The following is a 22916-nucleotide window of genomic DNA, read 5'->3' as shown; positions in this document are numbered from 1 at the left end:
TAGGGGGCGTGTCCTCAAATCCTCATACTCGTAAGCATACTGACTAAATCCTTTGATCACGCTGGGTGAACTATTTTCCGGTCGACGCCTGAGGCGGACACTGTGGTGTCTCGAAAAAACAAATGCTTCCTGAGGCAGTGCTGTAGCTGCGGCCGTCACGCCAGCTACTCAGCATTTCCGCGCGCCAAGGGCTGTCGCTTAGTCGTCTCGCCGTGAAGCGTCACCCGCAAGAGGACGGAGACGGGGAGGGTCAGGGTTTGTCATCCCTTTTTATCGAGGTGCTTCCTCCACGATTCGGTAGTCGATGGCTGTGTGGCCGACGATGTCGTTGGAGCCGAAACCGAAGGCTGCCACCGTCATGATTGTCCGTTCGCCGATGACTAGGCCTGTGTCCGGGTCAATGATTATTTCTGCCCTTTCTCCTGCACGGAGAGGTTCGGTTCGGCCAATGGCTATGCCGATTTTGCCGTCAAAGTTCGTTTGTTCAGTGGCGGTCACGCCCGGGATCAGGGCCAAAGCGTCGTAGAGCCCGGATCGGAGGTCGGCGGGGACGAGACCCTGCCTGAGGAGATCGGTGATTCGGACAAAGTTGTTCTCGTCCCTGGAGGCGGAACCGCCTTGATACTGGGCGTTGAAGTGGTCGTACAACGCCTGCCCGTCCCGCGGCAGGGCTTTGAGCTCTTCGTCATTGAGCGGTGTCCAGGGGCTTCCGTAAAAGTGTCCGTCTTTAGCCCGGATCACCTCGTCAGCCACCGGGGCCGGGCCGATGTCTCCCCAGTCACGGTCGAGCACCCAGTCCTCGTTACGGTCGCCCGGGACGTAGACGTCAATCGTTTGTGCGTTCATGCCCGCGCTGATGTTGCCAGAAGCGTCCTGGCTGGAGAAACGCCAATTGGCATGTGTGTGGACCAGCAGATATTGGCCGGGTCCGGCGACCGGATCTACAAACGTCATTGTCTGTGCTGCCGTGGCCCTGAGAACATCGGCGGCGTGGGCGCTTTGGGCAGAGACACTGATCTGTCCTGCAACAAGGGTGCCGACAACCGCCGCCGCGGCCCCGAGTAGGACACGCCTGGCAATTCTGGGACGAGAGGCCGAATTGTCTTGTAACGGAAAACGGGAATCTCGATTCGGGCGGCTGGCGGGCGCCGTTTGCCCCGGCTTGTAATGGAGCGGATTCTCGGCGCCGGCCAGCGTGGGCAGCTCGACGAGCTGCTTACGCAAAGCGTCCCGCCGGTCAGTTTGGAACTGGCGTGTGCTCATGATGTTCTCCCTCCGAGAGTCGTCTGTGTTTGAGGTTCTGCTTCATGTATGACCTGGTCGTACAGGGTTCCGAGTCTTGACTTAGCGCGGTGGAGGCGGGATTTTACTGTTCCATCCGCAATGCCGAGTGCGGCACCCGCCGCTTTTGCTCCCATGCCTTCCACAACGCACAGGGTAAGAACGTCCCGTTCCGGCGTTCTGAGCCGTGCGAATGCTTCCCGGAGGGCAGAAGCTTGGAGCTGGAGTTCGTCAGCATCAGCGATGCTGTCGGCGATATCGGCTGAGTCCTCTGGTGGTGGCAGCTGGTTGAGGAATTGCCTGTAGCGCCGTTGCTGGCGGACGTGGTTACAAAGCGTGTTGTTTGTGGTTATCAGCAACCAGGGCAGGATGGATTCGTTGACTATCCGGATGTTGGCTCGGCGGCGCCACGCCTCATAAAAGACCACAGCCACGACGTCTTCGGCCACGTGTGGGATTCTCAGAACTCCTAAAGCGTGCCGCCAGACCCTGTCGTAATGGCGATCGAAAAGCTCCCCAAATGCATCACCGTTTCCATTAACAACTTGATGCCACAAGGCTTCGTCCGAGACATCCAAATCCTCACCCATACCTCATAGTGTCCGGTCACCCACGTTGGTTCCATGATTTGAGGAAAAAGTTCAAAGAGGTCAAATGCATGGTTTCACCATGCCTCTGAGGGTGCTGCGTCGGCTGGCAGGTGAGTGACGTCCATAAGCCCAGTGACTCACCGGGGCTCGGTCAAACGGGCACTGAATCGATTGCCCGCTGGAATCCGCCGATCCCTGAACGGGCAGCCGCTGAATGTTGGCTGTGATGTACTCGGTTCATGCCCGTCGTAGAGATCGATCGCCGTCAGGACCCCGCCGCAGTAGATCGGATCTTGCGTTCTTTACCGGATTGGTTCGCCATCGGAGAAGCCGTCGTCAATTACGTCGAGAGTGCTTGGCGGCGTGACTCATTCCTCGCCATTATCGACGGCGAGGTGGTAGGTGTTGCGCTGGTGAACCGTCAATTCCGCATTAGATCTGACTTTGTGGCTAGGCCCGATTCCGACATGTGTCCCCTTAGCAGATTGACCAATCGCTAGGCAGAGGGCGGCAATACTTGCGACTTAGGACGATAAACAGTGTCGCGTTCATTATCATGCTGAAGTTGAACTCAAGGCTTGCCTGACCCGCCTAGTAGTTGTCTTCCCCAGTTTCCCCAATCAGCGGCTTAGTGTATTCTGCGCATGCTTCCGGCGTCACGACGAAGGACCCTCGAAATGTCGCCTGTCAGCTGGCAGGAACTTGTTGACTAGGGTGATCGGGCCTCTTCTCGTTTCCGTTCTCTTGGACAACTCTGACGCCATCGCAGTCGTCCGTAAGGCGGTGGCTCTTCGGACGCCTCATAGCGTCCGATGTGGAATTATTCGCCGAATGCGGGCCTCGGCGGAGTACTCTTCGGTGTAGTCCATTCGGCATCGGGAAGGCCGCTCCGTGAACCCTTTTGCGGCCAGCGGGCAATACATAGTGTGAGCACAGATAACGACATCATCAGGCGGTCTCGGGACAGCCCCGAAGCTTTCGGGGAGTTGTACGACAGACACGCGTCAATCATCTATAGATACGCAGCCAGAAGGGCAGGCGACTTCGTCGCTGAGGACGTCACATCCGAAACCTTTCTGGTCGCCTGGGAACAACTCGAAAGCTACGACCTCGCCCGGGATGATGCTCGGCCCTGGCTGTTCGGGATAACCACCAATCTGCTCCGACGCCACCACCGTGCCGAAGCGAAAGTACTAAAAACCGCGGCGAGGGCTTCATCCCGGGAGGCCATGGCAGACGATACGGACCGGATAGCCGACCAAGTGGACGCCGCCGTTGCCGCCGGACGCATCGCCAAGACCCTCAAGGGCATGGCCGCCATCGACCGCGAAACGCTGCTGCTCTACGCGTGGGCTGACCTGACCTATGAAGGCATCGCCCTGGCGATGGAAGTTCCCGTTGGCACGGTGCGGTCACGCCTGAACCGTGCCCGCCGCGCACTTCGAACCCAGCTCAACCTGACACTTGATGAAACGGAGAAGGACCATGGACGACTTGCAGCTGCTCCGCGAAATGCGTAGCGACATCGGCTCGGCACCGCCGGCGACCTTGGCCCGTGGCAGGGAAAAAGTCATGGCCGGAGTCGGCCAGGCGCCCGCGACGTCGGCCCGGGGCGAAATCCCGGCAGAAAGCAACGTTAGGCAGATCCGCTTCCGGCGCCGTGTCTTGCTGGCATCGGCGGCCGCTGCCGTCCTCGTTGGCGGAATTGTCGTGGCCGATGTTGTCAGGCCCACACCCGGAGCGACGGCCGAAGCTGCCGAAGTCCTGAACAATGCAGCCCTGGCGACTATTCAGGCCTCCGACCCGGTCGTAGGACCCGGACAGTACCTGAAAGTGGATACAAAGGCTGTCTACGCCTCAACTGTCGCAAGAGAAGACGGCACAGCGGTCTCGTGGCTCGATAGCACGGGTGGTCAGGTCTACATACCCGCTGACTTGTCCGGCGAATGGGTCTGGAACCGGGAGCCACGGATTCCGACGACGTTCTTCAGCGAAGAAGCCCGGGCAGAAGCCCAACGACAAACCGTCCCGCCGAGCAATGCGAACTCCGACGGTCCTCAGCTTGAGGGCATTATCCGCGGCCAGGCCGGTGCCTTCTACGGCGGCAGTCCTGAACAGATCCTTGGGACACCCCTCGTCGAGGCCATTGATTCCTTCCCACGTGACCCGCAAGAACTTCTGGATCTGATCTACGACAGAACCAAGGGCAAAGGCCCGTCGCCGGAGAGCGAGGCTCTGACCTCGATAGCTTCAGCACTTCGGACCGGTGTCATTCCGGCTGACTTACGAGCCGCACTGTACAAGGCGGCAGCTTTGATTCCCGGTGTCGTAGTCGCGGACAAACAGGCGACCCTCGATGGGAGGCAGGGAGTGGCCTTGGGCGTCTACTGGGCCGATGGAAAATTCAGGGAAGACATCATCATCGATCCGGCCAACGGCCAAATGATTGGGGAGCGCACGATGTTCCTTGTCGATGAGGCCGGGATTCCCGCCAACACAGCCGCCGACTGGACCTCAGTGAAAAGCTCCGTCGTGGACGCAGCTCCCTAACCCCCTGAAAGGGAGTGATGCGCCGTGCCGGCCGCTGTTTAAAGTTGAACGGCTAGCCGGCCCTCGAGATGGCTCGCTCTTTGTCAAGAATCGCGAGCGTCCGATAGAGGATCCTTCAGCGGGCACTAACGAACTCACGATTCCATGCGGGCTATGCCGTCAACCGGAGGGCAGCAGGTCGCACTTTGCTGGCGGCATGTACAGCGTTCTTTTCGAGCAGGTCGTTCATAGGACCATGCCGGCTCGTGGATTTCCGACACGTCTCTTGTCCAAACAAAGTGTCCTACAGAGGTGTTTTCGGAATCGTCAACATTGGTCCTCTGATAAGACGGAGAACTGATGGCGCGCCCGGGATACGCCCGAGTCAGGCTAGCTGAATAGAACACCGATCTGCAGATCCGAGGGACCGACGTAGCCAGGAGGCCGCTGAGGGTCAGCCAGTACGTTGATTTGTTAGAGATCGACCTTTCCTCGTGGTCCCAGGGGTGCCGCGCCCGGAAGAGCGGCACCCGCCCCTCGCCAATACGGCTAACGCGTGAGCTTGGCCGAATCCGGTTCCGGGTCGCCGATGTGACCCGGCGCGTTGGCTGCCAGGACACGTTGAACGAACGCGCTGTACTCCTCCATATAGTGGCGCAACAGCGCGGCGGTCACTTCGTCCTTAACGGAACCGTCGTCGTCGTACGCGTCTGCCACGAAGCGGATGTACGCCTCGGGCGCATTCAGCTGCGGCGCGTCCAGGAAGCTCAGAACGCTGCGCATGGATGACTGCATCACTGCGGTGCCGATGCCACCGGGCGAAGCGCCGATGATTCCGGTGGGTTTCCGTGCGAACGAGTTGGTGCCCCAGGGGCGCGAGCCCCAGTCGATGGCGTTCTTCAAGGCGCCCGGGATGGAACGGTTGTATTCGGGGGAGACAAACAGGATCCCGTCCGACGCCGCGATGGCATCCTTCAACTCCCGGCCCGCGGGCGGGAAGTCGGCATCGTAGTCAGAGCTGTAGAGGGGAAGATCCTTGATCGCGATTTCATGGAATTCGAGTTCCGGGGGTGCGACGCTGATCAGCGCTTTGGAGAGGACCCTGTTGATGGAATTGCTGGCCAGGCTTCCAACGAAATAGCCGATTTTGAAGGTGTCCATAGCGGCGTTCCTTTCCGACGGCGCGGCCGGAACCGGCTCGTCGACGGTGTGGTGGCGGGTTGACCCGACTCAACCGACACTAGTGGACTTGTTCACATAGCGCAGCCCCCTACTCCCGCCCGGACCCTCCCGGTCATAGACTCATGCCAACTGGTTTCTGGAGCGTTCCGGAAGAGGGGTGGCGGGTGAAAGCAGGCATAGCACGCGAAGCGCTCGACGGCGAGCGGCGGGTGGCAGCCACGCCGGAAACAATCAAGCAACTAGTGGGCCTCGGCCTGGCGGTGGACGTTGAATCCGGCGCGGGGCTCGCCTCCGGCCACAGCGACGACGACTACCGCAGCGCAGGAGCGTCCGTGGTGGGGTCGTTGGACCTCGGATCGCTGGACGTCTACTGCCACGTCCGTCCCATGGAACCGTCGACGGCGGGAGCCCTCCGCCGGGGTTGCGTCACCGTGGGCCTGGGGTCGCCGTCGTCGGAGTTGCCTACCGTCAGGGCGCTCGCGGCCGGCGGAATCACCGCTTTTGCATTGGAACTCGTACCGCGCATTTCACGTGCCCAATCCATGGACGCACTGACCTCCCAGGCGCTCGTGGCGGGCTACCGCTGTGTGCTGGAGGCCGCTATGCGGCTGCCTCGGTTCTTCCCGCTGTACATGACTGCGGCCGGAACCATCCCTCCGGCCCGCGTTCTGGTGCTGGGGGCAGGGGTGGCCGGGCTGCAGGCCATCGGCACAGCCAAAAGGCTAGGCGCCAGGGTCTCTGCCAACGACATCCGGCCGGCGTCAGCAGATGAGGTTTCCTCCATGGGCGGAACGTTCATCAAGCTGGACCTCGAGACAGCAGAGGCCTCCGGGGGATACGCGCGGGAGCTCAGCGAGGACAGGGGAGCGCTTCAACGGGCGCTTCTGGCACCGCACGTGGCACAGGCCGATGTGCTGATTACTACTGCTGCGGTTCCGGGCAGGCGGGCGCCCCTGCTGGTCAGCCGCGACATGGTGCAGGGCATGAGGCCGGGATCCGTGGTGGTGGACCTCGCCGCAGAATCGGGCGGGAACGTGGAGGGAAGCATTCCCGGGCAGGACATTTCCATCCCCACCGGAGACGGCCAAGGCACAGTAACCCTGGTGGGAATGAAGGATGTGGCCTCGGCGATGCCCGCAGATGCCTCCCGCTTGTATGCCAAGAACGTGGCCAACCTGCTGGCGTTGATGACCCGGGATGGCGTGGTTTCCCCGGACTTCGAGGACGAAGTGGTGGCCGGGACCTGCCTCACCCACGAAGGCACGGTCCGGCACGCACCCACGGCGGAAGCACTCACCGCGCTCGCGGGCGGGGAAGCACCCTTTGGAAGTATCCACCCCGGGACCGAAGGAGGGCGCTGATGGACGGCATGAGCCTGCTGACAATCACTGTGCTGGCCGTGTTCGTGGGCTTTGAGGTTGTTTCCAAAGTCTCCAGCACCCTGCACACGCCCCTGATGTCGGGTGCGAACGCCATTCACGGCATCATCCTGGTGGGGGCCATCATCGTGGCGGGCCAAGCAGGCGATCCCTGGGTGTTGGCGGTCGCCCTGCTCGCTGTCGTCCTGGCCACAGCCAACCTCGTGGGCGGTTTCGTGGTGACCGACCGGATGCTGGAGATGTTCCGGGGAAGGCAGCGGCCGCCGTCGAAAGCCGACGCCGCAGCAGGTGCGGCTGAGGAGCGCCGCCCGTGACACTGTTGAATCCCACCTGGACGGCACTCCTGTATCTTGCGGCAGCAGCCTGTTTCATCCTTGCCCTCAAAGGCCTGAACTCGCCGCGCACGGCCCGGCGGGGAAACCTGATCGGGGCAGTCGGAGCCCTCCTGGCCGTGGTGACCGTGTTTGTTTCGGTGAAGCTGGATAACGTGCCCTGGATACTGGGAGCTGTTGCCGTTGGTGCCGGAGTGGCCGCTCCGGTTGCCCGCAAGGTGCAAATGACGCAGATGCCGCAGTTGGTGGCTCTTTTCAACGGCGTGGGCGGTGGCGCTGCGGCCTTGGTTGCCTTGCTGGAGCTTTCCCACACTGGCGACTCCTGGGTCCGCCTGGCGATTGTGTTCACCTTGCTGGTGGGGGCAGTCTCGTTTGCCGGCTCGGGTGTGACCTTTGCGAAACTCCAAGGCCTCATGACCACCCGGCCTGTGACCTTCCCCGGGCTTCCTGCGCTCATGGCCCTGGTGCTGCTGGCGGCAGTGGGTGCTGGCGTTGCAGTGATCCTGAACGGTTCGCTGCTGTTGGCGTTGATCCTCCTGGTTCTTGGCCTCGTTGCCGGCGTCCTTCTGGTGCTCCCGGTAGGTGGGGCCGATGTCCCGATCGTCATCTCCCTGTTGAACGCGTTTACGGGTTTGGCCGTAGCTGCGTCCGGACTGGTGCTGGGGAACGTGCTGCTTTTGGTGGCCGGTACCTTGGTTGGGGCGTCGGGCACCATCCTCACGCGGGCCATGGCGGCGGCGATGGGACGCAGTGTTGCCGGCATTATGTTCGGCGCCTTCAAAGGCGGGTCCACGGCCGGATCCACCGCTGTGAGTGAGCGGCCGGTGCGTTCGTCCAGTGCCGAGGACGTGGCGGTCCTGCTCGGGTACGCGCAACGGGTGATCATCGTCCCCGGCTACGGCCTCGCGGTGGCTCAAGGGCAGCACACGGCGGCTGAATTGGCGCTGGCCCTGGAATCGCGCGGAATCGAAGTGGACTTCGCCATCCACCCCGTCGCCGGGCGCATGCCCGGACACATGAATGTCCTGCTGGCGGAGGCCAATGTTCCTTATGAGTCCCTCAAGGAAATGAGCGAGATCAACTCCGAATTCAAGACCGCGGACGTCGCCTTGGTAGTAGGCGCCAACGACGTCGTGAACCCCGCCGCGAAGACCACCGCCGGTTCACCGATTTACGGGATGCCCATCCTGGAGGTTGCTGACGCACGGCAGGTGGTGTTCCTCAAACGCTCCATGCGCCCCGGGTTCGCAGGGATTGAGAACGAACTTCTCTACGAACCCCAGACCACGCTGTTGTTTGGTGATGCCAAGGACTCGTTGACCAAGGTACTCGGCGCCGTAAAGGCACTGTAGCGTCATTAAGTTGTGGGCATGGATTAATTTGGCCGGGAATCGCGTCATGGACTGAGCTGTGGCAGCACACCTCCTGTACAGGGTTTGTAGAGGACGCGAGGAGTCGTCGGTTGAAACAGGGTGCGAAAGATTCGCTGTTCGGGGTCAGCTTTGATCGATCAGGGGGCAGACGGGTGTCCGACTGGAGGTCACTCGTGGGTCAAACTGTCCAGGTCCTGAGCGGCAAGGAAGTGGTGGACGAGGGAGTCGTGGATGCGGTGACGTTCGATGGCAGCGTCCTGTGGCTCCGCCAGAAAGGCCCCATTGGCCGGCGGTTGGTGATGAAGGAACGCGGTGTGGCCGTCAAGGTCCGCATTCTCAAATAGGGGTTCGCTTCCTTCCCCAAGGTCCGGGCCCCGGCTTGCTGGCGGCAGGGGGTCTTTTCGACTCGGGGTCCGCGTCCTAAGGTGAACGATAGGAAGTAACCTGTCCTTTCCGATCGCACCATGAACGAGGATGAGCCATGACCGTGAAACTCAACAAGAAGGCATTCGAGAACGCGAAGCACTTGATCCGCGATGGCAAGGCCGTGAAAGACACCAGGGACGACTGGAGCGAGCATGCCCCTTCCAGCGGGGATGAAAACTCGTTCCTGGACAAACACGGACATGCCGAATACTCAAAGTGGTTTCTCGGCGTGGACGACGAGCATCCGGATGACCAAAAGGGACATTACAAGTTCCCGATCGGTGACTTCAAGAAGGTCCACCGCTGTGCAGTGATCTCGGCGGAGAGCAGGGCGGGCCAATACGACTACGACGACATCCGTGATGCTCTGGGCAAATTGCTGGAGAAGATCGACGGCGACTAACCCACCGCGGGGGCCGACCCCGCGTTCCTCCCCGGTTGCTCCATGCCAGACCCAAGGGACACCGCGTGTCGAATGAAAAACGCGGTGACGCCGGAGAAGCAACGGGGAAGGAACGCAGCGGAATCAGCCGCCGCCCGTCCTAGGAGGCCTTGGTTGCGGTAAACATCTGGCGCAGGGTGAAGAAGCATCCAAGGGCACCGAAGAGCAGCGCGAGCAGGAAGTCCTTCATGTATCCGCTGATGAACTCCGGGTTGTATGCGAGGTTGTCGGCCATCAGGGCCCAAGGTTCGGAATTCATGACCATGGCCAGGGGCTCGCGGCCGAGGAACTGGACAACGTCGAGCCACACGCCACCGACGAATGACGACAGTGCCGTCACCACAGTTACGCCGACGACGATCCACACGCCTTTTCGGCTCAGGGCTCCCGCGCCAGCTACGTAGAATTTGGCGGCCATGACGGCGGCGGCAAATGTCACCAGGGAGGACATCCACCCGAGGCTCCATATGGCCATCCACAAGATAACGCCGATGGGCAGGGCAGCCAGTGCAAACAGGGCTCCGCGTCCCACGTCTTCGCGGGGAGTAACAGAGATGGGTTGGCCGTAGATTGCTTGGATGTGTTGGGCTTCCGGGTGCCATGCCGGAACGTCCGGGCCGGTCCCTTCGGGAAGCCGTACGCCGTACTGCGGTTCGGGTGTGTTGGTGTTGTTCCCGGCAGTTTCGGGCGTGCCGGAGTGAGTGTTTTCAGACAAAGGTCCCCCATGGGAAAGATGCGAATGGTGGACAAATATTCGCACGTTGGAAGTCCAGGAGTGCCTCACGACACGAATCCTGCAGGCGACCGGGATACCGTCAGTCCCTCGCCGGGGTGGGGGCAGGGCCGTAAGCCAGGATTTCGGCCAGTTCAGCCAAGCGATGGGCCCTCGCGGATTCGGCCGGAGTGAACGGCTCGCCCGGGCGGGAGAACACGAGTGGACCATGCCAAGCGGTGGGAACCTTCAGCACATCCGTGGAACCCACGACGGCGGTCGCGGCCCCGGGTGGCCGACGTTCCGGACTGTTGGGCACTACTTTTGCGGACAGCAGCTCAGCCACGGCGTGTGGGAGCTCGGCAGGATTTCCGGCCACCCGGGCGGCCAGGCTCAGGGCCCTGGTTTGTCCGTCGGCCATGGCCAGCGCCGTGGTCGGCCAGACCTGGGACCCACGCCCGCCGCCGTCGTCCAAGGCCTTCAGCAGTTCAACCTCGGTGACCTCGCCCGGGGCCGAGAGGACGAACTCGTCCATGACGCTGCCGTCCGGCCCGGCGCCTCCCATCGGATGAACATGGATGCTCAGGATGTTGGTCTCCAAGCGGGCGAGTGACTGGGTGATCCTCTGTAGGGATCCGGGTTGGTCCAGCACGAGGGTCCGCGCCCGCCACAGGGCAGGCGCCATGTTCAGCTTGTGCCGGTGGCGGAGTGCCGGGGCGTGCAACCAGCGCCTGAGGACCTTCGCGGCGGAGGGCTCGGCAACCCAGATCACCAGGACGGTCGCGGTCACGGTGAGCAGCAGGACCTTGGCCAGGTAGGGAAGATGGGTTTCCACCACCGCTGCATGGACCAGAAGTTCAATGGGAAGCATGACCGCGATGTTGGCCAGGGTCAGCCTGGCCTTGGGCGGTTCGGGCAGTTGGCCGCAGACATCGCACAGCAGGTCCGCGGTAACGGGGGTCCTCGGGTTGCGCTTCATGGTTTCATGCTGCCCCGCGCCTGTTTCGAACCCGTTGCTGGTGCGTCACGTTCCGGCTACTTCCGGGTAGCCGGCTGTTCCTGCCCGGTGAGTGGCCCATGTATCGGGGCGGACAAAAGTAAAGCCCGGCACTCCCTCAGGGGTAGTGCCGGGCTCTACTTGGCCAAACGGGAAAGGCCGCAACAACAGGGATGTGCGGCGGGCTTTCCTAGCGGATGGAGTCGTCGTCCAAGTCCCGGGCATTTCCGCGGGCGGCGGCTGCATCCTTCAAGAGGTCGCGGATCTCGGCAAGCAGCGCGGTGTCGGCCGGAAGCGGCTCTTCCTCGGGCTCCTCGGTGGAGAGGCGGTCCTTGACCAGTGAGTTGATCTTGTTCATGGGTGCCACGAAGATGAAGTAGACCACGGCCGCGGTGATCACGAAGGTCACGAGTGCGGTCAGCACGGCGCCGAAATCGACAAAGGTAGCGGGGTTGTTTTCCCAGATCTTGAAGCCCAGGCCTTCGGCGTTCATGCCGCCGGCGGCGGCGATCACCGGGTTGATGATGTGGTTGGTGAAAGCTCCGACGAGTGCGGTGAATGCACTGCCGATAACGACAGCGATAGCCAGTTCGATCACGTTTCCGCGAAGTATGAAGTCCTTGAAACCCTTAAACATGGATGGTCCTCCGGTTGGGTGCGTTGTCTGCCTCAGCAGGAATCAAACTACCATTCCGGTGTTTCCAGTGGGGGTCAAGTGACCAGGGAGGAAACTTGACCCCCACTCAGTGCGGGACGGCGCCCCTGAGGATCAGGCTGTAGCTTCTTCGAGTTCGAAGCCTGACACGCTGGCGCCCTTTCCCCGGTTGACCATCAGGGCCAAGAGGTCAAACACCACAGTTGCTGCGGCAACACTGGTGATGTCGGCATGGTCATACGCCGGTGCCACTTCTACGACGTCGGCGCCCACGATGTTGATGCCGTTGAGTCCGCGGAGCAGTGCCAGGAGCTCCCGGGAATGCAGACCACCCATCTCCGGGGTGCCGGTGCCGGGTGCGTAGGACGGGTCCAGGACGTCGATGTCGATGGAAACGTAGACGGGGGTGTCGCCCAACCGCTGCCTGACCTGGTCGATCGCCGCCGGGACGCCTATGACATCCAGGTCCGAGCAGCGAATGATTTGGAAACCGAACTCGTGGTCGCGCAGGAAGTCGTTGCGGTCATACACAGGACCACGGATACCCACGTGCATCGACTTGTCTTCCAACAGCAAGCCCTCCTCGAACGCCCTCCGGAAGATGGTTCCGTGCGTGACCGGCTGGTCGAAGTACGTGTCCCAGGTGTCCAGGTGGGCATCGAAATGGAGTAGAGCCACTGGTCCGTGCACTTTGTTGAGCGCCTGCAACATGGGGAGCGCGATGGTGTGGTCGCCGCCGATGGAGATGAGTTTCCTGTCCTGGCTGATCAGCGGACGGGCTTGCTCCTCGATCTCGCGGATGGCACGGGCGATGTCATAAGGAGTGCAGGCGATATCCCCTGCATCCACGACCTGGACTTCGTTGACTGGCTCCACATCCAGCTCCGGGTGGTAACCAGGGCGCAGGAGGCGGGAGGCTTCGCGGACTGCGGCCGGACCAAACCGGGCCCCTGGGCGGTAGGAGGTACCGCCGTCGAACGGTACGCCGACAATGGCAATGTCGTAGTCGGGGACGCGGTCAATCTGCGGCAGACGGGCAAAGGTACCCAATCCTGCGAAGCGGGGAACCTTGGTGGCATCGACTGGTCCGACGGGCTGGTGAGTGGTCATGACAGGGATCCTTCGGTTACTTTATTCGGCTCCGGGGTGCCCGGATTCTTACGGGAGGTGAGTTCTGAAAGGGATTTGTTGGCCGTTTCCGGCGCGAGCAGGAAGGTCGCCACCAAACCGACCAGGGAGATCACGGCGCCGATGAGCAGGGAACCGGCGGCGCCGAAGCTCACTATTGCGATGGGCATCAGGTAAGTGCTGGCGGCAGATCCGATGCGGCTGATGGCGGTACCAAAACCCACTGCCGTTGCCCGCACTTCGGTGGGAAAGAGTTCGTTGGGGTAGACGACTTCGAGGAAGCTGGAGGCGCCGGAAGCCAAAGCGAATACGGCCAAGGCGATGAACAACGGCGCGGCCTGGACGTCGGGAATGAAAGCCGGGATGGCCAAGGCCACCACGATGACCCCGAAGCTCCAGAGAAGCAGCCGGCGTCGGCCGATTCTTTCCACCAGCCACAGTCCGGGGATGCCACCGACAACAAACAACATGGAAATCAAGAACGATCCTCCGTAGAGGTTGGCGTCTCCGTGCATTCCGAAGGATGCCAGAAGGTCAGGGGCGAAGGTGTACACAGCAAAGAGTGGGATCACCTGGGCTGTCCAGAAAATGGAAACAAACAACGTCCGCTTCCAGAACTGGCCCCGGAAAATGTCCAGGAACCTGCCTTGCTTCGCCGGTCCCTCGCTGTCGGAAGCGATATCAGCCAGCCCATACTGCTGTCCGTAGACCTTCTTGATGACTGCATCAGCCTCCTCACGGCGACCACGTGACAGCAGCCAGCGTGGCGACTCAGGTGTCCCGAGCCGGCACAGCAGGGTGATGATGGCGAAGATCGCCGGGCTGGCGACCATCCAGCGCCAAGCGTCCGGTCCCATGTCGCGGAGCAGGAATCCGACGGCGTAGGCGACCGCTGCGCCAACAGCCCAGACCACAAAGGTGGCCCCAAGCAGGCGGCCGCGGTGCTTCTTGGGCAGGAACTCTGCCAGGAGCGACGTGGCGATGGGGTAGTCGGCGCCGATGGCCATCCCCAGGAAGAACCTGCACAGGACTACTTGCCAGACCTCAGTGGCAAAGCCGTTCAGCAGCGAGAAGACGGCCAGCGCTATGAGGTCGGCAATATACATTTTGTGGCGGCCGATCTTGTCCGTGAGCCACCCGAAGACGGCGCCGCCGAAGAAGATGCCTACCAGGCTGGCGGCACCGATCAGTCCAATTTCCCCGGTACTCAGCTGCAGTCCGGGGGTCATTGTGATCAGGGCGATTCCGATGATCGACAACGCGTAGCCATCGATGAACGGACCGCCGGAGGCGAAGAACGTCAGCTTTTTGTGGAACGCGGTCAGTGGGGCATCGTCAATGAGGTTGCTTGTTGCGCTCATTGCAACCCTCTCTCGTGAGTGCTCTTGGGGAGCGGGGAAGTAGTCATTCAATTCTTGGGTGACCGGCGTCACTCCGACTATCCGTAGATCGACTACAAATGATTAAGTTGCATATACATTTGTCTAAACGGTGCTGGCGACCATCCGGCACACCCCGGGAGGCCAAGGCATGGCAATCACCGTCGCTGAACTCGTCGCCGAACCGCAGCTGGGCCTGACAATCCTGGCCGGCTCGGCAGGAATGGATAACCGCATCACCTGGGCTCACACCTCGGACCTGCCCCGGCTCTGGGAGTGGGTCACGGGCGGCGAACTCATGATGACCAATGGTCTCTCGATTCCCGCCGACGCAGACGGGCAAGTGGCGCTCGCGGAGGCCCTGATGGACAGCGGTGCCAGCGCCCTGGCCATCGGAGAGAAGATGCACGCGCCGACCCTGACCGCGGAATTCCTGGCGGCGTGCGATCGGCTCCCCTTGCCCCTGGTCAACATTCCGTATCCGTTGCCGTTCATCGCGATCGCCAGGTCGGTTGCGGAGTCCTCGCTGCTCGAAGAGTCGCGTCGGCTCCGGCAGACGGCGCGCGTCTATGATCTGCTCCGCACCGCAGGTGCCTCCGAGGACCATTGGCAGAGCCTCGTTCAGCGGCTGGCGACCGAGTTGGACGCGGACCTGTTCGTCGTGGATCGCCGCTGCCTCCATCCCTGGCACCCCGATGGGAAGGCACTCCCGGAGTTCCTCGCTGATGCCTGGGCGCCGTCGTCGGGGCAGGTGTCGTTGGCGGGGAAGAATTTCCAGTGGCACCGCGTTCGGGGCAGGCACGTCCTGACCATGGATATCCCCACCCACGCGAATGCGCTTTTGGTGGTGTTGCCCAACGCCGAACCGCACCCGGACGCCGTCGTGCTCCTGCACGCCGCCACCGTGCTGGGACTGCAGCTTTCCCGCATCGTCCTGTCGCTGGAAGGCAGGCACCGCCTAGCGGGCGAGTTCCTGCTCCAGGCCTTCGACGGCCGGCTCGGCACGGCGGACATGGAAAGCAGGCTGGCAGCTTTCGAGGTTCCGGCACAGGGCTTCGTGGTCGCCTCGATCTCAGCGGACGACGGCGACAGGCTGGCCAACGTGCACATCGAACTGTGGCGGCACGGGGTTGCGTCGGCGTCGTTGAAGCGGAACAACAGGTTCCATGTGGTGGTCCCGGCCGACGTGCCCGACGACGTCCTGGTGCATTGCGCCGGTGTGGATGCCGCGATCGGGATAAGTGCGCCGGCAGCCGTTGCGAATATCCAACGCGCACTGCAGGAATCCCTCTGGGCGCTTGGTTCCGCCCGCGCCAACAAGCTGGCTTTGGCCCGTTATGCCCAGGGCCCGTCCTGGTTGGGCCTGACCAGTTTCGAGGAAGGGACCGCGTTGGTCCGGCGGCTCCTGGGGCCGGTTTTCGACTACGAGCAGAGCCAGGAAGGCGATCTCATTGTCACGTTGCGGACGTATTTGGACTCGCAGCGGTCCTGGCAAAAGACGGCGGCAACCCTGTTCACGCACCGGCAAACCATCATCTACCGGATCCGGAAAATCGGTGAGCTGACGGGCCTGGACATGGGTGAAACCTCCACGGTGGCCCAGCTCTGGTTCGCCCTTCAGATCCACGAGGCCATGCACGGGTAGGGGCCGCTTGCTTGCACTTTTGCGAAACCCCGCGCTATGGTGTGAAGCGTGTCACTCGCGTGACGCAACGCTTTTGATCTGCGGCGGGAGAGTCCTGCCGGTACATCCAGTCAGGCGCCGTAGGAGCAAATCCTCCCCAGGAATCTCTCAGGCCCATGTACCGCCGCGGTTAGGCAACTCTGGAAAGCAGTTCGGGTAACCGGGCTCACCGACGGTGCAAGCAGGCAACCATTCCTGCGGAATCTCTCAGGTCCAATACAGAGCGGGGAGGAACCCACATCATCGTGGCGCTCAGTGGGCGCCTGAATCATGGAGTTCCTCTTGACTGTTCAATCAACCCCCACCGCTTTCGCGGACCGGCACATCGGCGCCCGGCGCCAGGCCGACGTTGACACCATGCTCAAGGCCATCGGCTACGACTCTGTCGACGGCCTGGTGGACGTAGCCGTCCCCGATTCCATCCGCCAGGACACGGCCCTGAAACTGCAGGATGCCCTCACCGAGGTGCAGGTCCTCGCCGAACTGCGGAAGCTCGCATCCAAGAACAAGACCGCGGTCCAGATGATCGGCCAGGGCTACTACGACACCGTCACGCCCCCGGTCATCCGCCGCAACATCCTGGAAGCTCCCGCGTGGTACACGGCCTACACGCCGTACCAGCCGGAAATTTCCCAGGGCCGCCTCGAAGCGCTCCTCAACTTCCAGACCATGGTGCAGGATCTCACCGGCCTTCCCGTGGCGAACGCTTCCCTGCTGGATGAAGCCACCGCCGTGGCCGAAGCCGTGCTGTTGATGCGCCGGGCCAACAAGAACAAGACGGCCAAGGATGGCAAGACTGTCCTGGACGCCGACCTCCTTCCGCAGACCATCGCCATCGTGAAGGGCCGCGCTGAGGCGTTGGGCTTCGAGGTAGAGGTCGCGGACCTCTCCGCCGGTCTGCCCGACGGCGACATCAACGGCGTCGTCCTCCAGCAGCCTGGTGCTTCGGGCCGGGTTTTCGACCACTCCGGCGTCATTTCCGACGCGAAGGAACGCGGCGCACTGGTCACCGTGGCCGCGGATTTGCTGGCGCTCACCCTCATCACGCCCCCGGGCGAACAAGGTGCCGACGTCGCCGTCGGAACTGCGCAGCGCTTCGGTGTTCCGCTGTTCTTCGGCGGCCCGCACGCGGCCTACATGGCCGTGCGTGAAGGCATGGAGCGGACGCTCCCGGGCCGCATCGTCGGTGTCTCCAAGGACAACGCCGGCGTCCCCGCCTACCGCCTCGCGCTGCAGACCCGCGAGCAGCACATCCGCCGCGAAAAGGCCACCTCCAACATCTGCACGGCACAGGCATTGCTCGCGATCGTCGCTTCGATGTACGCCGTATACCACGGCCCTGAAGGCCTGAAGGCGATCGCCGAAACCGTCCACGGCCACGCCCGCACCCTTGCCACTGCGCTGCAGAAGGCTGGTCGCGAGCTCGTTGCCGACTCCTTCTTCGACACCCTCACGGTCCGCGTCCCCGGCAAGGCGGACAAGGTCATCGCCGCCGCCGAAGCCCGCGGCATCAACCTGCGGATCATCGACGCCGACACCGTGGGGGTTTCGGTTGATGAAACCACGACGCCGGAAGTCCTCTCCGCGGTAGCCGTCGCCTTTGGTGCCGGTCCGGTGGGGGACGCCTCCGGGTTCGAACTGCCCGAATCCGTAGTCCGCACCTCTGATTTCCTGCAGCACCCGGTGTTCAACACGCATCGTTCCGAGACGCAGCTGTTGCGCTATATCCGCAAGCTGTCCGATCGGGACCTCGCGCTGGACCGCACCATGATCCCGCTGGGCTCGTGCACCATGAAGCTCAACGCCACTGCCGAGATGGAAGCCATTTCCTGGCCGGAGTTCGCTTCGATCCACCCGTTCGCTCCGGACCACCAGACGGCCGGTTGGCGCGAACTGATCGAGGACCTGGAAGCCGACCTCACCGAGATCACCGGCTACGACCAGGTCTCCATCCAGCCGAACGCCGGCTCCCAGGGTGAGCTTGCCGGGCTCCTGGCGATCCGCGGCTACCACCTGTCCCGTGGCGATGAGCAGCGCAACGTCTGCCTCATCCCGGCCTCGGCCCACGGCACGAACGCTGCCTCCGCGGTGCTGGCCGGAATGAAGGTTGTCGTCGTGGCGACGGCATCCGATGGCACGATCGACCACGACGACCTGAAGGCCAAGATCGAGGCCAACAAGGACGCGCTCTCCTGCATCATGATCACGTACCCGTCCACGCACGGTGTGTACGACGCCGACGTCCGCGAAGTCTGCGATGCCATCCACGAGGCCGGTGGCCAGGTGTACGTTGACGGCGCCAACCTCAACGCGCTGGTTGGCTTGGCCCAGCCGGGCAAGTTCGGTGGCGATGTCTCGCACCTGAACCTGCACAAGACCTTCTGCATCCCGCACGGCGGTGGTGGACCGGGCGTTGGTCCGGTCGCAGCCAAGGCACACCTGGCGCCGTTCATGCCCGGCGACGCGAACAGTGATTCTGCCGAAGGCGGCGTCGCGATTTCGGCCTCCCGTTATGGTTCCGCCGGCGTTCTGCCGATCTCCTGGGCGTACGTGAAGCTCATGGGCGGCCAGGGCCTGACCGAAGCCACCAAGTCCGCCCTGCTGGCCGCGAACTATGTTGCCTCCAGGTTGGATGAGCACTTCCCGGTGCTCTACACAGGTGAAGGCGGACTTGTGGCTCACGAGTGCATCCTGGACCTCCGCGAGCTGACCGCGAAGACCGGCGTCACCGCTGAGGACGTAGCCAAGCGCCTCATCGACTTCGGATTCCACGCGCCCACGCTGGCCTTCCCTGTGGCGGGAACCTTGATGGTGGAACCCACCGAGTCCGAGGACCTGGCCGAGATCGACCGCTTCATCGAAGCCATGATCACCATCCGTGCCGAAATCGAGCAGGTGGCCAACGGTGATTTCACTGTTGAGAAGTCGCCGCTGCGCAACGCGCCGCACACGGCTGCCGCCGTCGTCAGTTCCGATTGGGCCCGCGACTACCCGCGTGAGCAGGCCGCCTTCCCGGTCCACCACCTCAAGCAGGACAAGTACTTCCCGCCGGTAGGCCGCATTGACGGTGCCGCGGGCGACCGCAACCTGGTGTGCTCCTGCCCGCCCCTTACGGACTTCGAAAACTAAGGACTCCTGAGATGACTGAGAACTACACAGCCCTGTATGAGCAGCACAAAAAAGCCGGCGCTTCCTTCACGGATTTCGGCGGCTGGCAGATGCCCCTCAAGTACGAGTCCGAACTCGCCGAGCACCACGCGGTCCGCAAGTCCGCAGGCCTGTTCGACCTCTCCCATATGGGCGAAGTCTGGGTCACCGGCCCCGACGCCGCAGCGTTCCTGGACTACGCCCTGGCGGGCAAGCTGTCCGCGATTGCGGTGGGCAAGGCCAAGTACTCGCTGATTTGCAACGCCGACGGCGGCATCATCGACGACCTCATTACGTACCGTCGCGCTGACGATAACTTCCTGGTGGTCCCCAATGCGGGCAACGCCAAGGTGGTTGCGGCGGCACTGAAGGAGCGGGCAGCCGGCTTCGATGTGCTGGTTGAAGACGCCTCCGCCGAGACGTCCCTGGTTGCCGTGCAGGGCCCAAACGCCGAGGCCATCCTGCTGAAACTGGTACACGCCGAGCAGCGCTCCTTGGTGACGGAACTGAAGTACTACGCGGCGGTGGAGGTTTCCATCACGTTCGACGGCGGCACCCAGGACCTGCTGTTGGCCCGCACGGGTTACACCGGGGAAGACGGCTTCGAGATCTACATCCCGAACGTTGACGCCCCCGGTCTGTGGGAAGCGCTCCTGGAAGCAGGCGAAGGCCACGGACTCATCCCCGCCGGCCTTGCCGCCCGCGACTCCTTGCGCCTCGAAGCCGGAATGCCCCTCTACGGCAACGAACTCTCCCGCCACGTGAACGCCTACGCCGCAGGTCTTGGCCCGGTAGTTTCCCTGGCCAAGGAAAGCGACTTTGTTGGCAAGGAAGCACTCGCCGCGATCAAGGCTGCCGGCGTGGGATCCACCATCGGCCAGAAGCTCGTGGGCCTCAAGGGCACGGGCCGTCGTGCCGCCCGTGCGCACTACTCCGTCCTCAAGGACGGTTCCCTGATCGGTGAGGTGACCTCGGGCCAGCCAAGCCCGACGCTCGGTTACCCGGTGGCGTTGGCCTATGTCGACGTCGAACATTCAGCGGTTGGCACCATCGTGGAAGTTGACCTGCGCGGCAAAGCGGAGCCTTTCGAAGTGGTGCCGCTGCCGTTCTACAAGCGCCAAAAATAAGAGTTTTTGTACACATAACGCCCCTATGAGGCCCTTTTGAGGGCATCAACTGTACAAAAACTCGAAGAGAGAGAAGGAATTGGAATGAGCAAGGTAGTAGCTGAATTGAAGTACTCGGCCGAGCACGAGTGGGTTGCCGCTGACGGGGACGGGCCGGTGGGGATCGGGATCTCCGCCGTCGCCGCTGACGCCCTGGGCGACATCGTGTACGTGGACCTTCCCGAGGTTGGTTCCACAGTGACCGCGGGGGAGACCTGCGGCGAGGTGGAGTCCACCAAGTCGGTATCGGATCTGTACTCGCCTGTGACGGGTGAGGTGACCGAGATCAACGACGCCGTTGTCGGAGATCCCGCGCTGATCAACAACGACCCCTACGGCCAGGGCTGGCTGTTCAAGGTCGCCGCCACCGAAGAAGGTCCGCTCATGTCGGCCGAAGAGTACGCAGCAGCCAACGGAGGCGAACTGTGAACCCGGCAGCCGTGACCGAATTCGAGCAGGTTGTGTCGGCGTCGTTGGACGCGCAGCTCTCCGAGCTGGACCCCGAGATCGCCGCGAAGATCGACGACGAACTGGGCCGCCAGCGCGACGGCCTGGAAATGATCGCATCGGAGAACCACACTGCCGTGGCTGTCATGCAGGCGCAGGGCTCAGTGCTGACCAACAAGTACGCCGAGGGCTACCCGGGCAAGCGCTACTACGGCGGCTGCGAACACGTCGACGTCATTGAGCAGCTGGCCATTGACCGCATCAAGGCATTGTTCGGAGCCGAGTACGCGAACGTGCAGCCGCACTCCGGCGCACAGGCGAACGCTTCCGTGATGCACGCGCTGATCAAGCCGGGCGACACCATCATGGGCCTGAACCTTGCCCACGGTGGCCACCTCACGCACGGCATGCGGATCAACTTCTCTGGCAAGCTCTACAACGTGGTCCCGTACGGGGTTCGCGAGGACACCCACACTGTGGACATGGCTGAGGTGGAGCGCCTGGCCCAGGAGCACAAACCGGCACTGATCGTGGCCGGCTGGTCCGCGTATGCGCGGCAGCTGGACTTCGCTGAGTTCCGCCGGATCGCTGACTCCGTGGGCGCCTACCTGATGGTGGACATGGCCCACTTCGCCGGCCTGGTGGCTGCCGGCCTGCACCCTTCGCCGGTCCCGCACGCCCACGTCACCACCTCCACCACGCACAAGACCCTCGCCGGTCCGCGCGGCGGAATCATCCTGTCCAACGACGCCGACATCGCCAAGAAGATCAACTCGGCCGTGTTCCCGGGCCAGCAGGGCGGACCGCTGGAGCACGTGATCGCGGGCAAGGCTGTCGCGTTCAAGATTGCCGCTTCGGAGGAGTTCCGTGAGCGCCAGGAACGCGTCCTGGCCGGTTCCCGCATCCTGGCCGAACGCCTGGTCCAGCCCGACGTCGCTGCCAGGGGAATCTCCGTGGTTTCCGGTGGAACAGACGTGCACCTGGTCCTGGTGGATCTGCGCAACTGCGAACTCGATGGCCAGCAGGCCGAGGACCGTCTCGCCGCGATCGACATCACCGTCAACCGCAACGCCGTCCCGTTCGACCCGCGCCCGCCCATGGTCACCTCAGGCCTGCGGATCGGCACCCCTGCGCTGGCAACGCGCGGCTTCGGGGAAGCGGCCTTCCGTGAGGTCGCTGACATCATCGCCGAGGCACTGATTGCCGACGCCGATGCGGACCTTACCGGGTTGCGTCACCGTGTTGAGGCACTCGCTGCCGCGCACCCGCTGTACCCGGGAGTTGCGAACCTCGGGTAGCCACTCGGTTGTGCCGTCCGATTCGTGGGCTCGCTGCGGAATGTGCCGTGCGAACGGCATGTTTCGCAGCGAACCCCGTTTCCGACGAGGCGCTCCACGGCGTAGGCACATTGATCTCCCGGGTGGGCGGTCGCTTGGGAACGGGCGCCCACATAAAGACCGGGTTGGAGGTCCGCACTGGGACCTCCGGGGGCCGGGCAGCCTTGGCTCGGGATTGGCCCGGCCCCCACATTCTTTGTCTTGTTTCACTCTTCCCTGAAAGGGATCCCGGCTATGGCTGTTGGTGTTTTCGATCTGTTCTCTGTGGGCATTGGTCCGTCGAGTTCCCACACGGTGGGGCCGATGCGGGCCGGGGCGGTGTTTGCCCGTGAGCTGCGTGAGTCCGGTTTGCTTCCTGCCGTGGCCGGGCTCCGTGTTGATCTTTATGGCTCCTTGGCTGCCACGGGCAAGGGGCATGGCACCTTCACGGCTACCTTGCTGGGCCTGGAAGGTTACGAGCCCGAGGAGATCCTGCCCGATGAGGTGGAGGAGCGGCTGGCCTCGATCGCGGAGACAGGCAAGCTCAACCTCGCCGGTGAGGTCCCCCTGCCGTATGCGGTGGAGGATATGGTGTTGCATCCGTTGACGGTGTTGCCGCGGCATACGAATGGGATGAAGTTCGCCGTGGCTGATGCTGAGGGAAACACTGTGCGTGAGGCGACGTTCTTTTCGGTTGGTGGTGGGTTCATTGTCCGTGAGGGTGAGGAGGACGCTGCGCGGCAGGAGTTGG

General features: G+C 62.9%; 21 protein-coding genes and 1 riboswitch. Of the genes, 13 read left to right on the top strand and 8 right to left on the bottom strand.

Annotated elements, in window-relative coordinates; all coding sequences use genetic code 11:
• Positions 1 to 270: 270 nt before the first annotated feature.
• Both PV760_RS20800 and PV760_RS20795 read right to left on the bottom strand, forming a co-directional pair.
• Positions 271 to 846, bottom strand: a complete 576-nt coding sequence (locus tag PV760_RS20800) for a hypothetical protein (protein WP_354628606.1) — start codon at positions 844 to 846, stop codon at positions 271 to 273.
• Between the two features lie 413 nt (positions 847 to 1259).
• The gene (locus PV760_RS20795) at positions 1260 to 1871 is read right to left on the bottom strand and encodes an RNA polymerase sigma factor (RefSeq protein WP_354628605.1); all 612 of its coding nucleotides are present in this window, start codon (positions 1869 to 1871) and stop codon (positions 1260 to 1262) included.
• 926 nt (positions 1872 to 2797) lie between these two features.
• On the opposite strand from PV760_RS20795, the gene PV760_RS20790 reads away from it, so the two are divergent.
• Positions 2798 to 3391 carry an RNA polymerase sigma factor gene (locus PV760_RS20790; protein ID WP_354628604.1) on the top strand — a complete coding sequence of 198 codons (594 nt, stop codon included), beginning with the start codon at positions 2798 to 2800 and terminating at the stop codon, positions 3389 to 3391.
• Entirely contained in the window at positions 3357 to 4421 is a 1065-nt protein-coding gene (locus PV760_RS20785) for a CU044_5270 family protein (RefSeq protein ID WP_354628603.1), read from the top strand. The genes PV760_RS20790 and PV760_RS20785 overlap by 35 nt, the downstream gene beginning before the upstream one ends.
• 528 nt (positions 4422 to 4949) lie before the next feature.
• Here the strand turns inward: PV760_RS20785 and PV760_RS20780 are convergent.
• Positions 4950 to 5561 carry an NADPH-dependent FMN reductase gene (locus tag PV760_RS20780; protein WP_354628602.1) on the bottom strand — a complete coding sequence of 204 codons (612 nt, stop codon included), beginning with the start codon at positions 5559 to 5561 and terminating at the stop codon, positions 4950 to 4952.
• A gap of 185 nt (positions 5562 to 5746) precedes the next feature.
• Between PV760_RS20780 and PV760_RS20775 the strand changes: the two genes are divergently transcribed.
• From PV760_RS20775 to PV760_RS20755, 5 genes are all read left to right on the top strand, one after another.
• The gene (locus tag PV760_RS20775; RefSeq protein ID WP_354628601.1) at positions 5747 to 6943 is read left to right on the top strand and encodes a Re/Si-specific NAD(P)(+) transhydrogenase subunit alpha; all 1197 of its coding nucleotides are present in this window, start codon (positions 5747 to 5749) and stop codon (positions 6941 to 6943) included.
• Entirely contained in the window at positions 6943 to 7275 is a 333-nt protein-coding gene (locus PV760_RS20770; RefSeq protein WP_055973351.1) for an NAD(P) transhydrogenase subunit alpha part 2, read from the top strand. Before PV760_RS20775 ends, PV760_RS20770 begins: the two co-directional genes overlap by 1 nt.
• Positions 7272 to 8645: an NAD(P)(+) transhydrogenase (Re/Si-specific) subunit beta gene (locus PV760_RS20765; protein WP_039243396.1), complete on the top strand. Its 1374-nt coding sequence runs from the start codon at positions 7272 to 7274 to the stop codon at positions 8643 to 8645. Before PV760_RS20770 ends, PV760_RS20765 begins: the two co-directional genes overlap by 4 nt.
• A gap of 194 nt (positions 8646 to 8839) precedes the next feature.
• On the top strand, positions 8840 to 9010 hold the full coding sequence (locus tag PV760_RS20760; protein WP_018780338.1) for a hypothetical protein: 171 nt from the start codon (positions 8840 to 8842) through the stop codon (positions 9008 to 9010).
• A 137-nt stretch (positions 9011 to 9147) separates the two neighbouring features.
• Entirely contained in the window at positions 9148 to 9495 is a 348-nt protein-coding gene (locus PV760_RS20755) for a hypothetical protein (protein ID WP_354628600.1), read from the top strand.
• Positions 9496 to 9634: 139 nt separating this feature from the next.
• Here the strand turns inward: PV760_RS20755 and PV760_RS20750 are convergent, their stop codons facing one another.
• The 5 genes from PV760_RS20750 to PV760_RS20730 all read right to left on the bottom strand — a co-directional run bounded on the left by PV760_RS20750 (position 9635) and on the right by PV760_RS20730 (position 14387).
• A complete protein-coding gene (locus PV760_RS20750; RefSeq protein ID WP_064723814.1) occupies positions 9635 to 10249 on the bottom strand; it encodes a hypothetical protein in 615 nt (204 codons plus the stop codon).
• A 100-nt stretch (positions 10250 to 10349) separates the two neighbouring features.
• Positions 10350 to 11225 (bottom strand): amino acid-binding protein, encoded by an 876-nt coding sequence (locus PV760_RS20745; protein ID WP_354628599.1) that lies wholly within the window; start codon positions 11223 to 11225, stop codon positions 10350 to 10352.
• Between the two features lie 208 nt (positions 11226 to 11433).
• Positions 11434 to 11880: a large conductance mechanosensitive channel protein MscL gene (mscL, locus tag PV760_RS20740; protein ID WP_055973364.1), complete on the bottom strand. Its 447-nt coding sequence runs from the start codon at positions 11878 to 11880 to the stop codon at positions 11434 to 11436.
• 132 nt (positions 11881 to 12012) lie between these two features.
• Positions 12013 to 13008 carry an agmatinase gene (speB, locus tag PV760_RS20735; RefSeq protein ID WP_018780333.1) on the bottom strand — a complete coding sequence of 332 codons (996 nt, stop codon included), beginning with the start codon at positions 13006 to 13008 and terminating at the stop codon, positions 12013 to 12015.
• Positions 13005 to 14387, bottom strand: coding sequence for an MFS transporter (locus PV760_RS20730; protein WP_039243388.1), 1383 nt, complete (start codon positions 14385 to 14387; stop codon positions 13005 to 13007). Before PV760_RS20730 ends, speB begins: the two co-directional genes overlap by 4 nt.
• A 169-nt stretch (positions 14388 to 14556) precedes the next feature.
• On the opposite strand from PV760_RS20730, the gene PV760_RS20725 reads away from it, so the two are divergent.
• The 6 genes from PV760_RS20725 to PV760_RS20700 form a co-directional block, all read left to right on the top strand.
• Entirely contained in the window at positions 14557 to 16050 is a 1494-nt protein-coding gene (locus PV760_RS20725; RefSeq protein ID WP_354628598.1) for a PucR family transcriptional regulator, read from the top strand.
• A 74-nt stretch (positions 16051 to 16124) separates the two neighbouring features.
• Positions 16125 to 16223: riboswitch (glycine riboswitch) on the top strand.
• Positions 16224 to 16371: 148 nt separating this feature from the next.
• On the top strand, positions 16372 to 19218 hold the full coding sequence (gene gcvP / locus PV760_RS20720; RefSeq protein ID WP_354628597.1) for an aminomethyl-transferring glycine dehydrogenase: 2847 nt from the start codon (positions 16372 to 16374) through the stop codon (positions 19216 to 19218).
• A gap of 11 nt (positions 19219 to 19229) precedes the next feature.
• Positions 19230 to 20363, top strand: coding sequence for a glycine cleavage system aminomethyltransferase GcvT (gene gcvT, locus PV760_RS20715; RefSeq protein WP_354628596.1), 1134 nt, complete (start codon positions 19230 to 19232; stop codon positions 20361 to 20363).
• A gap of 84 nt (positions 20364 to 20447) precedes the next feature.
• Complete coding sequence (gcvH, locus tag PV760_RS20710) at positions 20448 to 20831, top strand: glycine cleavage system protein GcvH (RefSeq protein WP_018780328.1); 384 nt, start codon at positions 20448 to 20450, stop codon at positions 20829 to 20831.
• Entirely contained in the window at positions 20828 to 22147 is a 1320-nt protein-coding gene (gene glyA, locus PV760_RS20705) for a serine hydroxymethyltransferase (protein ID WP_064723820.1), read from the top strand. The genes gcvH and glyA overlap by 4 nt, the downstream gene beginning before the upstream one ends.
• A gap of 273 nt (positions 22148 to 22420) precedes the next feature.
• The coding region (locus PV760_RS20700; protein WP_354628595.1) for a serine dehydratase beta chain at positions 22421 to 22916 on the top strand (496 nt) is incomplete at its 3' end.

It is taken from the genome of Paenarthrobacter sp. CC6 (genome assembly GCF_040560085.1).
Lineage (GTDB): Bacteria > Actinomycetota > Actinomycetes > Actinomycetales > Micrococcaceae > Arthrobacter > Arthrobacter nicotinovorans.
This window is presented reverse-complemented; position numbering and strand designations above follow the sequence as displayed.

What these genes read in the sequence shown, in the direction of transcription:
- PV760_RS20800 (WP_354628606.1), bottom strand. Translation starts at nt 846, where the DNA reads ATGAACGCACAAACGATTGACGTCTACGTCCCGGGCGACCGTAACGAG.
- PV760_RS20795 (WP_354628605.1), bottom strand. Translation starts at nt 1,871, where the DNA reads ATGGGTGAGGATTTGGATGTCTCGGACGAAGCCTTGTGGCATCAAGTT.
- PV760_RS20785 (WP_354628603.1), top strand. Translation starts at nt 3,357, where the DNA reads ATGGACGACTTGCAGCTGCTCCGCGAAATGCGTAGCGACATCGGCTCG.
- PV760_RS20780 (WP_354628602.1), bottom strand. Translation starts at nt 5,561, where the DNA reads ATGGACACCTTCAAAATCGGCTATTTCGTTGGAAGCCTGGCCAGCAAT.
- PV760_RS20770 (WP_055973351.1), top strand. Translation starts at nt 6,943, where the DNA reads ATGGACGGCATGAGCCTGCTGACAATCACTGTGCTGGCCGTGTTCGTG.
- PV760_RS20755 (WP_354628600.1), top strand. Translation starts at nt 9,148, where the DNA reads ATGACCGTGAAACTCAACAAGAAGGCATTCGAGAACGCGAAGCACTTG.
- PV760_RS20745 (WP_354628599.1), bottom strand. Translation starts at nt 11,225, where the DNA reads ATGAAGCGCAACCCGAGGACCCCCGTTACCGCGGACCTGCTGTGCGAT.
- mscL (WP_055973364.1), bottom strand. Translation starts at nt 11,880, where the DNA reads ATGTTTAAGGGTTTCAAGGACTTCATACTTCGCGGAAACGTGATCGAA.
- speB (WP_018780333.1), bottom strand. Translation starts at nt 13,008, where the DNA reads ATGACCACTCACCAGCCCGTCGGACCAGTCGATGCCACCAAGGTTCCC.
- PV760_RS20730 (WP_039243388.1), bottom strand. Translation starts at nt 14,387, where the DNA reads ATGAGCGCAACAAGCAACCTCATTGACGATGCCCCACTGACCGCGTTC.
- PV760_RS20725 (WP_354628598.1), top strand. Translation starts at nt 14,557, where the DNA reads ATGGCAATCACCGTCGCTGAACTCGTCGCCGAACCGCAGCTGGGCCTG.
- gcvT (WP_354628596.1), top strand. Translation starts at nt 19,230, where the DNA reads ATGACTGAGAACTACACAGCCCTGTATGAGCAGCACAAAAAAGCCGGC.
- gcvH (WP_018780328.1), top strand. Translation starts at nt 20,448, where the DNA reads ATGAGCAAGGTAGTAGCTGAATTGAAGTACTCGGCCGAGCACGAGTGG.